The sequence below is a fragment of the Sphingomonas sp. Leaf242 genome (genome assembly GCF_001422045.1).
GTDB lineage: Bacteria > Pseudomonadota > Alphaproteobacteria > Sphingomonadales > Sphingomonadaceae > Sphingomonas.
In genome coordinates, this window is the sequence record NZ_LMLW01000012.1 from 167164 (window position 1) to 182889 (window position 15726).

The window sequence follows — 15726 nt, forward strand, 5'->3', positions numbered from 1 at the left end:
TGCGCGCGGTGACCTGCCCCCTGTTTCTTCATCTACTTGGACCGAGAGACCGCCCCTTGAAGTGAGGGTCCCCCTGTGCCGCTTTCTAAACGAGCGGCGGTTCACCACGGTCCAACGCCCGAAAGCAGCCATTCCGGTTTCCACCAGAATTACCCTGGGAGCAGTCGGGTAACCCGCGATCAATTACCTCTTGACGTAAACCTACCGGGAAAACACATTAGTGGCACGGTGTGTGCTTTCACATTGTCGAATCGACGCATTTGGGAACTAGCGCTGGCTGATCTCCGCCTTCGCGTCGAAACGTAAAGGCGGGGATCGGTCAGCGGCGACTGCGAGAAATCGATGACGTATACTAAAGATCCCGTTGGTGCGGCAGAGTGCGCCTCCCACCGGTCCGAGATGCCCTCGTCGTCATGCGACGAGTTCGTCTCACGCACTCGCGATGAGACTAACAATCTGCCGACAGAACCGTCTGTGGCAGGCCCTCAGTCGTGGCTGTCTGATTCGTTAAACCTTTCAGATAAGTTGGTGGCCGCGATTGCCACCAATTTCAAAGATGACCACGAGGGGTTCGGCAATGTAGTTGCGCAACTCCTTGAGGAGCGAGCAGGTCTAAGGCGTGGTCCCACCTGGGACAACGCACGTCGCCGCCTCCAGAATGCTAATCTACGCACGACCTACCCCGACGAGCGCGCGACCACGTTGAACAAGCAAATTCTTGAATACCGCAAGCTTCTCGTCGCCGACATGCCACAAGTAATCGAGACCGCTCTCAAGCTCAATATGGCCACGGCCGAGCTAGCTCGCACCGAAGAACTTAAGAGACAAATTAAGGAGGATCGCGAATATTTCGAAAAAAACAACGTCTATCCCGAAACAGTTCAAGCCATAAATAGGCTCTACTCCGAACATCGAATCTCTCGCCATCATTGGGCAACGGCGACGGATGATCAACTGCAGGCAATCGCCGAAATCTTGCGCGCCCGTCGAGACACGGGAGAGGCGGCGTGAGTTTGGATCAATTGCTTACGCCTGAGCACCTTTCCCTTCTGACGCGATTGCTGGAATTGCGCGACAGTAACGGCAGATTAGTAATCAGCGCTGAAGACATGTCGCTACGCATCGCAAAGGGACTGGTCACCGATGAAGGAAGATTGAGCGCTGGCACCAAAGCTAAATTGGAAGGTGATCCATCATTCGGACGAGCTCAGCTCATATCCGCGCTTGCCTCCGCCCTCGTTGGGTCAGAGCCGGTAGCCGAAGCCTGGATTGAAGCTGCAGCGGGCGGCTTTGCGGCGTTCAAACCCGTGACGTATGCTGGGGCCGGGAAGACAAAAGGTAGCCCTGGAGTCTTCCTGCAGCGGATGCTCGCGGACTCTCGCAACACAGCGAATACTTCTACCGCGTCGTCGACACCCAGTCTCGCCAAGCGGAGCGAGTTGAGCATTCTGATTGTCACTCTTCTAATCAGAGAGCTAAAGAAGGCGACCGCTTCCAAGCTCGCCCTAGGCCCTGCATGGCCGGTGATGATGGCGGTGGATCGCCTGCCCAAATCCGATCAGCGCAGGATCGATGCACTGGCCAACGACGAATCTTTCCTGGCGGCGATCGGGCAAGCAGTAGCCGGTGTCGTGAAGGATTTTGCCTCTAGGTCCGTCGCAGAGCGAACGAACGACGAGATCAACACCACTCTTCCTACCGCTACTAATATCGAAGCGTTTTTTGCGGACCGTGAGCAGGCCAAGCTAGACATTGTCAAAGAAAGCATCGCCTCATTCGAGAGAGCGGGCGGCCCGCTGGCAAATTCTTCGGACATTATGATCAATAATTTACTAAGTAAAATGGCCGATCGGATCGAGTATAGTCATATTGATGACGATATAACGGAGGCGACAGCTTATCTGAATTTCGATTGGAAATCGGCTGATCCGCAAACCCTTGAAAGGCAACTCAAACTAGCGGCGTTTCTCATGCCATCCTTGGCTCGGAATGTGCCGTCAAAGCATAGATTGTCCCGCGTCCTCCCATGGGCAAGGTCGATGATCCGCTGGCCACAAATTGTAGGTGTGGAACGCGCTGATCACGTCGCATCTGCACTGTTTAAAAGTATCACCAATTTCGTCCTTCATAGCGGACCACCGCCACCTGATACGCCACTAGAACACTATAGTTTTTTTGAAATCGCCGCTTGTTTTTACAGCTTACAGCCGCCCGAACAGTGGCGAGCGCGAGAGCTATGGGGTCCGCTGGGTGCCACAGTGTTCGGACAGGACCCCAATGCAGACCTATGGATACGAGCTATGGCCAACGAGGGCATCTCGGCCTTTGATATCGATTGACCTATTACTCGTGGTTACCAGGTGAATAGCCCCTAGTTTTCTAGACGCCTTGAGCCGTCAAAGCCTGCTGCCGTTCGAACTCGACGGGCGACAGCACCCCGTTCCTGACATGCTTACGGATCGGGTTGTAAAATATCTCGATGTAATCGAACACGTCCCGCCGGGCTTCTTCGCGCGTTTTATAGGTGCGTCACCGGATGCGCTCACGCTTAAAAAGATTGAAGAAGCTCTTAGGGACGGCGTTAGCGTGGCAGTTTCCCCGCCAACTCATGGAGTGTTCCAGATTGTGGGCCCGGGTGAAGGCAGACCAGTCTATACTGGTGAACTGCGAACCCTGATCCGAATGGATCAGCACGCGGTTCTTCGGCTTACGCCGCCAGACCGCCATGTGCAGGGCCTGCAAAACTACATTCGGTTGTCTGACTACTTTGCAACGACCATCCCACCACGCGACGGGAGTAGAGGTCGAGTACGACCGCCAGATAGGCGAAGCCCTCCATCGTGCGGATATAAGTGATGTCCGTCACCCAGGCTCTGTTAGCCCTGCGGCACGTCGAACTGGCGATCCAAAGTGTTGGCAGCAACGGCCGAAGGCCTTCCTCCTGACCTGCCTGGACGCCGCTTGTAGCCGATCTGCGCCTTAATGGTCAGGCGGGCAACGCGATGGGGACAACAGGCCTCGCCCTGATCGAGCAGATCGTCGTGCAACTTGCGATACCCATAAACCTTGCCGCTGTCGCTCCAGGCCTGCCGGATCAATGCAATCTGCCGAGCATCTTCTTGCGCTCAGCGGCTCAGCGGCGCTTTGCGCCAGGCATAGAAACCGCTGGGCTGGATCGCCAGGCAGCGGCACATTGCGCGGACGCCAAACTGGTTCTGATGCTCCGCGACAAAGGCGAATCTTACTTGGCATGCCTGGCGAAAATACGCGGTGGCTCCTTTTAAGATGTCTCGGTCCTCGGTCACCCGAGTCAACTCGCGCTTCAGCTGGCGGATCTTGGCGTCCTTATTGGCATCGCCCGACGCCACCTTCGCAAACTGCTTCTTCCACGCATACAGCGAGTGCGGGCTGACGCCGGGGCGCTGCGAAACCTCCGCTACCGGGTAACCCCGCTCCGTGATCTGCACCACCGCGTCACCCTTGAACTCATCGCTGAAATTGGGCCTCCCCATCGTCGCCTCCTGCCCTCAAAATCAGGATTGAAGGCTTCCAGAAATCTAGGGGCAATTCAATTCCGAGCCTAACAAGGAAGCGTATTGACCCTAACACGCTCCCATTTTTCTCCTAACAAATGAAATCCGAAGACGCTTCTTCGAACCTAACAGAAAGTTGGGCGCAATACCGTAAAAGTGGGGGGAAGCCCGACTTTTACATGCTTTTCGGCTGCGCCGACGGCTGGCCTCTGGACCAGCGCCCGCGGATGGCGGGTAACGGCGTTTTCGGACGCCGCTCTGACGTGCCTTCGCCTGACGGCTTCGGGGTCCTCCACGCGCCGAAATGCGTGCTCCGGAAGGCGAGTGATATTTTAATGAGGCCTGACCCAAGCTCCGAAGAATAATGAAACAGCGCCCAAACGCGCTTGTCCCAGCTGTTCGGTCAGTCTCCTTGCAAGTCTCGAAATACCTATCAATGCCTAACGTACCAGAGCGGTTTGTGACCCCGTGACGCGTTCTGAGCAGTTTCTGCTAACCATAATCACCATGCCGACCGCTATCAGACAGTTTGTGAATCATGACACGCCGGAGAACGCCGTGATGGGCCATAGCCAGAGGGTGATCCGCTCTTTCATATACCGATATTCCGGCAAAAAATTGAAACGCTCGCGCGGACAACTACCCCCCATGAGGCGCTGGTTCGCCGTCTCTTGAAGACGGTAGACGCCCTGCTTGCGGTGATTAGTGTTTGCCTCGTCAGCAGCGCCGCCCCCTCTACCCTGACTGCCCTCATAATCTACCCTCATGGCGATTGGAGACTATGGCTCGCGTCCCAGAAGTTTGGCGCTTCGATTCGATTGGACGCTACGATACTGATTTCGTGAGACGGCCCCACCATCTGAAAACTTGTTCATCGATGCCGAGCGCATTCATCACTCGACCGCGGATCTAGCGGTCAAGATCATCCGCAGACGGCGTGCCGATAAGCCGATACTAAAGATCGGCCGGGACTAGCGTGCAACAACACCGATCGGAGACCCAGCACAGTCACGCCTCGCCGCGGCTCGCGCTGGCGGATTGCTTGAGCCAGCTGACGGGTACCAGCAAAATGGCAAACTGCGCTCAGCAAATTCATCACACCGGCCACGCGTATCAGTGTTCCAATTTGCAAGCCGTCACCCTACATCACGCTTATCGATCGACCGCGCTGGGACAGGAAACTGGCACAGAACGGCTAATCTCCACGAAGAGAAAGCACGGATTTCCGCGGGTTTCTCTAGTCGGAGAACCCTCCCGTAGGGGTCACCATTGGCGCTTTTTCAAGCAACGACTAGTGGATGAAACGAGCGTGTCTCATGGTTTCATTTCCCAGACTATGTTGGCCAAATACGCCTTCTGCTAGGTAGGCGCAGTCCGCTGCGGATGATGGATAAAGCTTCTCGTAATCCGCGATGGGTTCGCGACGCTGATCGTCGGAGCGGCTAGCGGTGCGAGCGTAAGCCGGCTCGAACAGGTGACGAACAATGTCGCCGCAGTCATCCTTCACCTACACCGGAGTGGCACGCTCGATGCGGTGAGCGGTGGCAGCCCGCCGTTTCTTTACCCCTGTTCGACCCTGTCGCGCGGAACCAGATCATCTTCGGTCGCGGCGATGTTTAAGGCTAAGGGTCCGAGGCCAAGGCAACATAGTCTGGCCGGTGGCCTGGTACATCACCGAAAATATGCACTCGTCCGGCTCCAATCGACACGCATCGCGTTTGAGGGTGTCCGGTCAGCGGCACGTTCGGTTGCTGCATGCCGGCACGGGGGTATCATGCGGATCGGAATCATCGGTGCGGGAATGGCAGGCCTGTCCTGCGCGCACGCGCTACGCGGCCAGGGTCATGACCCGGTCCTGTTCGACAAGGGCCGCGGGCCGGGTGGCAGGATGTCGACGCGCCGGGTTGATACACCGCTGGGCGAGGCGGCGTTCGATCACGGCGCGCAATATCTGACGGCGCGCGATCCCGCGTTCGTGGCGCAGGTCGACCGCTGGGCGCACGGCGGCCACGTCGCGCGCTGGTCGCCCGCAGGGCCCGACGCGTGGGTCGGAACACCCGCGATGAACGCACCGATCCGCGCGATGGCGGCCGAGTGCGATGTTCGATGGAACACCGCCATCGCCGGTCTCTGCCATGACGGTGGATGGCGGATCGGCGACGAGCGGTTCGACGCGGCGATCGTCGCGGTGCCGGCGGAGCAGGTCCCGCCCCTGGTCGCGGACCATGACGGTGCGTTGGCCGATGCGGCTCGCGCCGCGGTTTCCGATCCGTGCTGGACCGTCATGGCAGCGTTCGATGGCCCGGTGCCGACCGCTTGCGATCGACTTGCGGATATCGGGATCATCGGAACCGCCGTCCGCAACTCGGCCAAGCCGGGACGGACCGGACCGGAGGCCTGGGTGCTACAGGCCAGTGCCGGCTGGTCGCGTGCGCACCTCGAAGACGAGCCGGACATGATCGCGCAGGCGCTTCTCGCGGCGTTCGCGGATCACATCGGCGCCGGGTCCCCCACCATCATCGCGACCAGTGTCCACCGCTGGCGGTATGCGAAGACTGGGACGTCGGCGCGCGGTGCGTTCTGGAACGCGGAGATCCGGCTGGGCGCCTGCGGCGACTGGCTGCTCGGTCCGCGGATCGAAGCCGCCTGGCTGTCCGGGCAACAACTCGCGGCGTTCGTCGGACCTGCGAGATGACTTGTCCTTGAAAACCGATGCGGCTGCCGAATGGTTGGGTCGTTAATTCATGACTAGTCAAAGCCTGGATGACGGCCCGGATGCGTTCGGATAGCAGGCAAGCTCCGCTGGCGTTCCAAATACGATCAATTCGGGAGACAGCGACTTTGGAGCGCTTGCCATTCCGGTCCCCGACGTGACGGCGTGGATCGGCGCAAACCTGACCGCGGACGCGATCTAACAGGCGGCGCACAACTGGAATCTATCGTCAGCCAAGCGCGGCTGCTGTTCTCGAGCGATTAACGCTGGCCAGCTCTCAAAGCCGTGCCGCCAGCGAGAACAGGACCGATCGAGGCGCCCCAGGTGAAATCCACAGCGCGCTGTAACTGCTCTGCGCGTAGGTCTGGTCGAGGATGTTGTCGACCTCGACGCGGGCGGTCAGCCTTTTGGTCAGGGGATACGCGATGCTCGCCTTGGCCTTCACATAGCTTGGCAGTCGCAGGTTGCCGCCATCGAGCGCCGCGGCACGCGCGCCGACATAGGTCCCGCCCGCACTCAGAGCGAGCTCGCGGGCGGCGAGAGGAACCGTCGCGAACAGTTGCAGCGTGCCGGCGTGGCGCGGCACATTGAGCACGTCGGCGCTGGGGAATGCGGGATCGCGGGCAGCAGCGTCGGTGAAGGCGTAGTTCCCGATCAGCCGCACGCGTGGCGCCAGATCGACTTCGCCATCGAGTTCGACGCCGCGCGACCTGATCCGTCCCACCGTCGCGAGGAAGTTCACGTCGGCCGGGTCGGTCGCGAGGATGTTGCGCTTGGAAACATCGAACCAGCTGGCCCCAACCCGCAGCGATGCCAGGACCAGCTTGGCGCCGACTTCGTAGCCACGGCCGGTTTCGGGCGCGAACGCGTCGCCCAGTCGTCCGACGCTCGAGTTGGCGCGCGAGCCCTCGCCCCAGTTCGCATGGAAGGCGAACCGGGGATCGGGACGGTAGCGAATGCCCGCGCGAAACTCGACCGGATCACGTTCCAGACGGCTCAGCTGCCCGGACAGTCGATTGTCGATGCGCTGGTCGAGGTGCTCGTAGCGCAGGCCTCCGACCACGCTAAGCGAGTCGGTCAGGTCCCACATATCCTGACCGTAGACGGCAACGGCTTTCCGGCGTTCATTGGTCGCGGTGAACGGCGTCAGCGGCCCGGCGACGCCCCCGTAGACCGGGTCGAAGACGGCGATCGGGTAAGGCCGGGCAGCGGTCGGCCGGAAGCGCGTCTGGAACGTGTCGAAGTCGAGATCGTAGAGCGTCACGCCCACGCTTGGTCGATGCGTACCGAAGGCCGTGACGGTGCCACGGATTTCCGCCCGCCCCGACCAGTCTGTCAGGTTCCAGTCGCGAAGGCGGCGCTGACGGCGAACCGTTCCATCCGCCAGCAGCGTCGACGCTTCGCTGGAGAAGCCCCGGATTCGAGCGTCGCGATAGGCCGTGCCGCCGACGAAGGTCCAGCTCCCGCCCAGACTTTGCTCCAGCGTCAGTTCGTGTCGCCAATTGCTGGAGGATACGCGCCCGTCGCCGGGTTCTCCGAGAAAGCGATCGCGCGGGACGGCCTCGCTATTCCCGTTGATCGCCGGGATGCCGCGGTCGAACGGCGCGCGGAATTGAATATATTCGCCCTGGTACGTCAGCGTGGTGCCGTCCATCGGCCGCCAGCTTACCGATGGTGCGAACAGGCGCCGCCGGAGATCGACATGATCGCGAAAGCCGTCGCTGTTCTCGATCGCGCCGACCAGGCGGATCGCGAACGTCGAGGACAGCGCCGATTCGACATCGCCTTCGAGCCGATAGGTGCCGAACGAGCCCCCGCTCGCCGTCAGGTTGCCGCCGTTCCGAAATCGCGGCTTCTTGGTGACCACGTTGATCACACCCGCCGGATCGACCGATCCGAACACGGCACCCACCGGCCCCTTGAGCACCTCGATCCGCTCGACGTTGGCGGGGTCCCGCGGCGGTCCGAAGCCACGATTGGCGAGGAAGCCGTCGACGAAATACTCGGCCCCCGTGTCGGGCGTGCCGAGGAAACCGCGGATCGCGTAATTGTCACGCAGGCCGCCGAGATTGTTCTGCTGCGAGATACCGCTGACCAGCTCCAGGGCGTCGGCCAGGCGGCGCACGCCGTAGTCGTCCAGAATACTGCGATCGAGCGCGATGCTGGCCTGCGACATCCGCTCGGTGACGATGTCCGATCCGCTGGTGCGATCGAGGCGACGCTGGCCGAGCACGACGATGTCGTCCACCGTCGGACCTCGCCCCTGCCCCGCATCCTGCGCAAACGCCGGCGTCCCCGAACAGGCCATCGCGCAGAGAGCGGCACGCGCGACGCGGCTCCGGCGTGACGAGCGCGTTCGCTCCGAATACTGCGCGGCGTTCGACACTGCCCTGACCACCATTGTTCCAATCTCATGCAGAAACGCAAAGCTCTCAGGCTTTCGCGTTACGATACATCGTCTCATAAACGGCGGAGAGAGTGGCGCAAGATGAAACTATGGTGACGCGATCATGAAGAATGATGAGGGTGGTGTGCGGAAGCCTGCGCGCCCAGGTTGGCAGGGTTGGCGCTGTCCGTGACCGGAGCGCGAACGACCGGCGCGACTTCGCCTGCTCGACGACATCGCCATTTCACGGAGCGCCCCTCGCAGGGCGGCGCGACCAAACTCGATCCCGCACGCGCCGTATGTGGCAAGCTGGTAGTTCGCAGCCCTAATTCAACTCGCGATTGGCTTCGAGGACGGCGATCACCATCGTCTTGAATTGCGCGACGATCCGGTCGGTCAGCGGCGGTTCGAGCGCGATCGCCAGCCGTATCGCATGGCCGGCGAGCTCGGTGATAAGCAACGCCGCTGACAGGATCTTGTCGCGGTCGGACGACGACAGCAGGATCATCATCGGCGCGACCATGAAATCGGCGGTCGCGCGCGTATCGATCACGTCGAGCCGACGCAGTTCGAGATCGGCCTGCGCGCCGGCCCACACCGCGATCGCCTCGGGATGGCTGCGGTAATGGCTGACATACGCGTCGATGATCCGGTCGACCGCCTGGGCGATCGTCGGGCGCCCGCCATGATCCTCGAGCAGCGCATGCACCTCGGTCCGCAGCAGCGCGCCGACCTTGTCGAGGTTGCGCAGTACCAGCGCGCGCAGGATCGCCGGCTTCGACGGGAAATATTGATAGAGCGAGCCGATCGAGATCTCGGCGCGGCGCGCGACTTCGCGCATCGCGAGGTCCTCGGGGTTTTCGGTGACGAGCAGGTCCTGCGCCGCGACGAGGATCGCCTCGCGGCGGCGCATGCTGCGCTCCTGCATGGGTAGACGGCGGGGTTCGACCATAACGCCGCCGCTCTGGCTCACCCCGTTGCCAAACGCAAACCGGCGTTGACCGATCGCTCCCTCACCCGCCGATCGCGAACAGCTGGTCGAAGAAGCGATTGACGAACTTGCCCTCCGGATCGACGTCGCGACGCACGGTCAGGAAGTCGGACAGCCGGGGATACAGCGCATGCGCCGCCGTGGAATCGAGCGTGTGACGCTTCGCCCAATGCGGACGACCGCCGGCATCGCGCAATATCGTCTCGAGCGCCGCGAACGCCTTCTGCCACGGCATGCCGGCATATTGATGCACCGAGATCGACAGGCACGGCCCGGCGTGGAACGGGCTCAGCCAGATATTGTCGGCAGCGACGGTACGGACCTCGAACGGGAAGGCGAGCGGCAGCCGTGCCTGACGGACATAGCGGAGCGCCTCGCGCAGCGTCGCCAGCCCGTCGGCACGCGGCACCTCGTATTCCATCTCCTCGAAGCGCACCGTCCGCTCCTGCGCGAAAATTCGATAGGCCGGGCCGACACGCCGTTTGGGCCCCCCGATCGCCTGCATCATCCCGCGCTGCAGCTTGGGGATGAGTCCCGGCACGCGGCGCGAGATGTTGCACGCCAGGCGGAAAGCCCCCTCGTTGACGTCGTTGGCATGGCGATAGGGACCTTCGGGTTCGACCGGATGCAGCCGCTTGAGGATCACGTAGTCGGCGTAGGGAAACACCCAGAACTCCATATGCCGCGACGCCGCGGTCAGTTCGTCGAACCGGTCGAGCACCGTGTCGAGCGGCCAGCGTTCGACGCGTTCCTCGAGGTGATAGGCGGGCAGCACCGCGAGCCGCATCGCGACCACGACGCCGAGCAGGCCGAGACCAAGGCGCTGCGCCTGGAACAGCGCGGGCTCGGTCTGCGCGTCGCAGGTGACGAGCGTGCCGTCGGCGCGCATCAGGCGGACGCCGGTCACCTGCGTCGAGATGCTGCCGAGCGTCTCGCCGGTCCCGTGCGTGCCGGTGCCGGCGGCGCCCGCGAGCGACTGCGGATTGACGTCGCCCTGGTTGTAGAGCGACAGCCCCTCCGCCCAAAGCGCGTCGGTCAGTCGTGCGAGGCTCCAGCCCGCGGGGGCCCAGACCGACCGGCGATCGGCGGCGACTTCGATCCCGCCTTCGAGATCGGCGAGCGACAGCAGCGTACCCTCGGTCTGGCACAGCGGCATGAAGGAATGGCCGGCCCCGACCATCCGCAGCTGCCGCGCCCCCGTGACGACCTTGGCCAGTTCGTCGAGCCCACGCGGACGCGCGATCGTGGCGGGGCGCGCGACGACGCTGCCCGACCAGTTGGTCCACTCGGTCATGATCGGTCTTTCGATTGCACGGCAAACGCAGGGGACCCCACGCGCCGGAGTAGGGGAAGCAGCAGCACGATGCCGCCGGTGACGATGAGCAGCCCGGTGCCGAGCGTGAGGCAACCACGGACATCGCCATCGCTGACGCTCAGCGCCGCGACGCTCGGACCGGTCGCGCACCCCAGCAGCAGGGCCGCCGACCCGAGCATCGCGGCACGGTGCGTCGGGTCGACATCGATCAGCAGCCGGGTGAAATACGGGCTCGCGAATGCCCACAGCATCCCGAAGCCGATCGCGGTCGCCAGGAATACGGTCTGACCGGGCAACGTCGCGAATATCGCCGCTGCGACGATCAGCGCCGCGGTCGCGCCGATCAGCATGACGCGGCACGGCCAGCGCTGGACCGTGGCCGCGCCCAGGACACCGCCCGCGACCTGTCCGGCAAGCGCGAGCACCACCGCAAGGCCGCCGGTGCCGGACGAAAGTCCGGCCTGATGCGCGAGCGGCTCGATATAGATCCAGATGCCGAGGATGCCGGCGAAGAAGCAGAACGCAGCCGCGAGCGCGAGCCACCCCCGGATATCGGGCAGTCCCATGCCGTGGTTTGCCGCGAACGGCGCCAGCCGCACCGGCGTCCCCATCGCGACGATCGCGACCGGCACGCCGAGCGCGGCGATCGCGAAGAACCCCGTTGCCGCGCCGTGATGCTGTGCGACCAGGCCGCTGATCAACGCCGCGCAGGCCAGCTGTGCGACCGTCTGGATCGTCAGATACATCCCGGCCTGGCGCGCGGGTTGCGCCGATCGGACGATCATCGCGGTGACGATGCCGACCAGCATGCCGCTAGGCGCGCCGGCCAGCGCGCGCAGCAGGATTACCGTGCCGCCGGTCGCGCTGGCGGTCGCGACGTCGAGCACGATGATCGCCACCACGCTGGCCAAGGCGAGCATGCGCGGCGCGACGCGTTCGGTCAGGAACCCCGCAGCGCCCGCAGCGAGCCCCATCGTCACCAGCTCGGCGGTGGCGGCGAGCCCGAGCTGCGCCGCGGTCAGATGCCCCTCCGCGACCAGCGTGCCGAGCAGCAACGGGGCAAGGCCCGCCATGAGGACGCCGTACACGCCGACGACGAACGCAGCGATATAGGCCGAACGGGCCGTATTCGGCGCGATCATCGATAGTTCGCCCGCAACGACAGACCAAAGGTCCGCGGCCGTCCGACGACGACCGCATCGAAGCCCAGCGCAGGCAATGGCGTGATGTCCGAGATGACCGGTACGTCGAAGACGTTGCGGACCCACAGCGCGACCTCGTAGCGATCCTTGGCGAACTGCCAGCCGATCCGCCCGTCGACGAAGGCGCGCGCGCGATCGGTCAGCCGCGCGTCGTTGGACGTGTCGAAGAACACCTTGCTGCGATAGGAGACATCCGCGCGTGCGACGATCGCGCCGGTCCCGATCGGTTTGCGATACTCGGCGCTTCCCTGCATGCTGACCTTGGGCGCCGAGGGCAGTCGGTTGCCTGAATAGTCGGCACCCTGCGAGATGAAGTCGCGATACGTCGCGCTGAGCAACGAGGTCGACGCGCTGAGGTTGAGGCCATCGACCGGTCGCGCGGTCAGTTCGAGTTCGGCACCGTAGATCCGCGCGGCCGAGGCGTTGGTGAAGAGCTGCGTGGTGATCAGCCCCTGGACCACCGACGTGTAGACCTGCAAATCCTCGTAATCGTAATAGAAGGCCGACACGTTGAGCCCCAACCGTCGGTCGAGCCACTGCGTCTTGGCACCGACTTCATAGGCGTCGACCGTCTCGTCCTTGTAGGGTCCGATCAGCGAGGGGGCCTGCGCGAAGCCGCTGAAGAAGCCGCCGCTCTTGGTGCCGCGATTGTAGCTCGCATAGACGTTGGCGGCGTCGCTGAAGCGATATTGCAGCCCGGCGCGCCCCGACCACGAGCCGAACGTCTTGGCGTCGGCATAGGTAAACAACGGGATCGTTCCGCCGGCGGCCTCCGCGCGATAGTCGAAACGCTTGCGATCGGCGGAATAGCGCAGCCCGCCGGTCAGCGTCAGCCGCGGCGTAAGGTCGAAATCGAGCTGCCCGAAGCCGGCATAGCTGTTCGTCACCTGCCGCGACGGCCACGCGAAGTCGCCGATCCCCGCGACGAGGTCGACCCCGCTCGGATTGTCGGGCGTCGGCGCGCGCAATACCGGCAGCACGTCGAGCGACGACGCGTTGCGGATCAGGTCATGCGCATAATACACGCCGGCGACATAGCGCATCCGGTCGTGGCCGTTGGACTGCACGCGAAGCTCCTGGCTGACCGTGTCCTGCCGGGTGATGTAGGACGCGGCGACGACCGGTACCGGGCTGGCGTCGGTATCCTCCTGATCGTTGCGGCTGGCATGCTGGAACCCGGTCACCGCGATCAGGCTGACCGGCCCGAGATCGATCGACAGCGTGTTGCCGGTGCCGAACAGGCTGACCCGGTCGCGCCCTTCGAAGCGATAGGCCCCTTCGTACAGATTGCGGCTGGTGTTGGCGTAACCCAGGATGTTGGTGCACTGGCCCGAGGTGTAGAAAGCGGGCGTGCACAAGCCATCGGCACCCGTCGCCGCCGCGGTCTGCGGGATCAGCGTGCGCGCATAGGCCTGGAGCGATCCACCGGTCGAACGGCTGGCATTGACAGTGAGATCGTCGGTCACCGTGCTCGACGGCGTCAGATGGACGCTGCTGCGCAAGGCCCAGCGGTCGACGTTGTTGCCGCGGTTGCTGGTCAGCGTGTTGCGCATATACCCGTCGTCGCGCTGATACAGACCGGCGATGCGAACCGCCGCCAGGTCGGTCGCGACCGGCGCGCTGATCCCGCCCTGCAGCGTCACCGCGTTGAACCGGCCGTAATCGAGCGACAGGTCGGCTTCGGGCGTGTTGCCCGGCTGGCGCGTGGTGACGTTGATCGCGCCGCCGGTGGTGTTGCGGCCGTACAGCGTTCCCTGCGGGCCGCGCAGTACCTCGACCTGGCCCAGATCGAAGAACGCGTCGCGCTGCGCCAGCGTCGAGGCGACGTAGACGCCGTTGACGTAGATGCCGACCGCGCTCGCCGTCGCCGGGTTGAAGTCGTTGAGGCCGACGCCGCGGATGAAGATGCGCGGGTTGGCGCCATTGTCCGCCGAGCGGATTTGAAGGCCGGGAACACGTCCCGACAGGTCGAGCACGTCGGCGATCCGGCGTTCGCGCAGGTCGTCGCCGGTGATCGCGGTGACCGCGATCGGCACGTCCTGGAGGCGTTCGGACCGGCGCTGGGCCGTCACGACGATATCGCCGTCCCCAGCCGTCGGCGGAGGCTTGGAAGGCTGGCCGGTCGCGGCCTGCTGCGCTTGCGCCTCCGCCGATAGGACGAGCGCGATGAGGACCACACTATGGTGCAAGATAGACCGTTTCATCGTCATCCCCTTTTTTTGCGTTGGCGTCGGTCCTCGCGGGTCCGGTCGACGGCCCGCCTGTCGTTGCAGGTCAGAAGAAGCATTGCCCGTCGCCGCGATACGTCGCGACGCGGTCGACGATGTCATCGCCGCGAACGAGCAGCAGCGTGTCGAACCGCTCGCACAGCTCCCCCGCCTTGGCATGACGGAAAAAGACCGGCGCACCGAGCGGCAGCGCGTCGGCGGTGCCGAGCCGCACCGGTGTCTGCACCTCGCCGCCGCCCTCGTTGTCGATCAACGTGGCGCCGGTCGGCAGCCACGGCTTGGGAAGACGGTCGGGGCCGATCGGACCGGACGCGGGATAGCCACCGCCCGCACAGGTCACGATCCCGGGTGCCGGGCGCCGCGTCACCGGCAGTGCGAAGCCCGCCGCGGGCTCGCCCAACGTGACCGCATAATGGTCGAACAGCCCCGGCAGGTAGAAGCCCGACCCCGCCGCCAGCTCGGTGACGCTCGGATCGCGCGCGGTGCTTTCGAAGCTGCCGGTGCCGCCGCCATTGACGAACCGCAGGCGATGCCCCGCCGCCGTCAGTGCCGCAACGATCGCGCCGCGCCGCCGGTGCACGTCGCGGATCGAGCGCGCCTTGAGCGTCCGGATGATGCGGTTGCGCACCCGCTGGCCGGGCACCGCGTCGTTGAGCCCGGCGATTTGGCCCTCATAGCCCATCACGCCGTCGAGCCGCAGATGGCGTCGCCGGGCGATGGCGTCGGCCAGCGCGAGCGCCGCCTTCGCGGTCGCGACCGGCGACCGATAGACGCCGAAGCGCAGGCCGGGGAAACTGGTCGAGGCATCCATGTCGATCGCGACCGCGAGCGAGGTTCCCGCCGCCGCCGCACAGCGATCGATGACGTCGAGCTGCGCGGCATCGTCGACCATAAGCGTGATCGACGCGCCGCCCTGCACCGCCGCCGCGACGCGCGCGATCTCGCTCGGCTCGACCGTAGGATAGGCGACGACGAGATCGTCGAACCCTTGCGATGCAAGCCAGGCTGCCTCCGCCGGCGAAAAACACAGCAACCCTTGCAGATAGGGGAACCGGTCGAGCAGATAGCGAAGCACGCCCACCGACCGGATCGACTTGGTGACGAGCCGAACGGGCATGCCGCGCGCCCGCATGCACAGACGGTCGCCATTGCGGTCGAGCGCGTCGAGATCGACGAACGCTGCGGGCAGACGCACCGTGCCCAGCGCATTCGCATAGCGCCGATAAGGATCGGACGTCGGCGCACCAGCCGCTGCCGGCGCGAACCTGTCGCGGTCGTCCATAGCAATCCTCTCCCTCGTGTCATCGACCTCTTTGGCGAGTCGATGTGATCATCCTATCAACCTTAATATAGATAGC

Annotated in this window: 9 protein-coding genes and 1 pseudogene; 3 read left to right on the forward strand and 7 right to left on the reverse strand. The window is 63.8% G+C overall.

Annotated features, from left to right (window positions below; translation table 11 throughout):
• The first annotated feature begins 528 nt into the window (after positions 1–528).
• Positions 529–1011 (forward strand): hypothetical protein, encoded by a 483-nt coding sequence (locus ASF09_RS18180; RefSeq protein WP_156359426.1) that lies wholly within the window; start codon positions 529–531, stop codon positions 1009–1011.
• Entirely contained in the window at positions 1008–2339 is a 1332-nt protein-coding gene (locus tag ASF09_RS18185; RefSeq protein WP_060527485.1) for a hypothetical protein, read from the forward strand. The genes ASF09_RS18180 and ASF09_RS18185 overlap by 4 nt, the downstream gene beginning before the upstream one ends.
• Positions 2340–2379: 40 nt before the next feature.
• On the opposite strand, the pseudogene ASF09_RS19885 reads toward ASF09_RS18185, so the two are convergent.
• Positions 2380–3512 (reverse strand): annotated as a pseudogene (locus ASF09_RS19885) (IS3 family transposase).
• 1795 nt (positions 3513–5307) lie between these two features.
• Between ASF09_RS19885 and ASF09_RS18205 the strand changes: the two are divergent.
• Positions 5308–6228 carry an NAD(P)/FAD-dependent oxidoreductase gene (locus ASF09_RS18205; protein ID WP_060527487.1) on the forward strand — a complete coding sequence of 307 codons (921 nt, stop codon included), beginning with the start codon at positions 5308–5310 and terminating at the stop codon, positions 6226–6228.
• A gap of 295 nt (positions 6229–6523) precedes the next feature.
• Here ASF09_RS18205 and ASF09_RS18210 read toward each other — a convergent pair whose 3' ends face one another.
• The 6 genes from ASF09_RS18210 to ASF09_RS18235 form a co-directional block, all read right to left on the reverse strand.
• Complete coding sequence (locus ASF09_RS18210; protein WP_082444445.1) at positions 6524–8647, reverse strand: TonB-dependent receptor; 2124 nt, start codon at positions 8645–8647, stop codon at positions 6524–6526.
• 310 nt (positions 8648–8957) lie between these two features.
• On the reverse strand, positions 8958–9545 hold the full coding sequence (locus ASF09_RS18215) for a TetR/AcrR family transcriptional regulator (protein WP_162237259.1): 588 nt from the start codon (positions 9543–9545) through the stop codon (positions 8958–8960).
• 100 nt (positions 9546–9645) lie between these two features.
• Positions 9646–10917, reverse strand: coding sequence for a D-arabinono-1,4-lactone oxidase (locus ASF09_RS18220; protein WP_060527489.1), 1272 nt, complete (start codon positions 10915–10917; stop codon positions 9646–9648).
• Positions 10914–12080, reverse strand: a complete 1167-nt coding sequence (locus ASF09_RS18225) for an MFS transporter (RefSeq protein WP_060527490.1) — start codon at positions 12078–12080, stop codon at positions 10914–10916. The genes ASF09_RS18220 and ASF09_RS18225 overlap by 4 nt, the downstream gene beginning before the upstream one ends.
• On the reverse strand, positions 12077–14344 hold the full coding sequence (locus ASF09_RS18230) for a TonB-dependent receptor (protein ID WP_060527491.1): 2268 nt from the start codon (positions 14342–14344) through the stop codon (positions 12077–12079). The genes ASF09_RS18225 and ASF09_RS18230 overlap by 4 nt, the downstream gene beginning before the upstream one ends.
• A gap of 70 nt (positions 14345–14414) precedes the next feature.
• Positions 14415–15650: an amino acid deaminase/aldolase gene (locus ASF09_RS18235; RefSeq protein WP_060527492.1), complete on the reverse strand. Its 1236-nt coding sequence runs from the start codon at positions 15648–15650 to the stop codon at positions 14415–14417.
• Between the last annotated feature and the right edge of the window lie 76 nt (positions 15651–15726).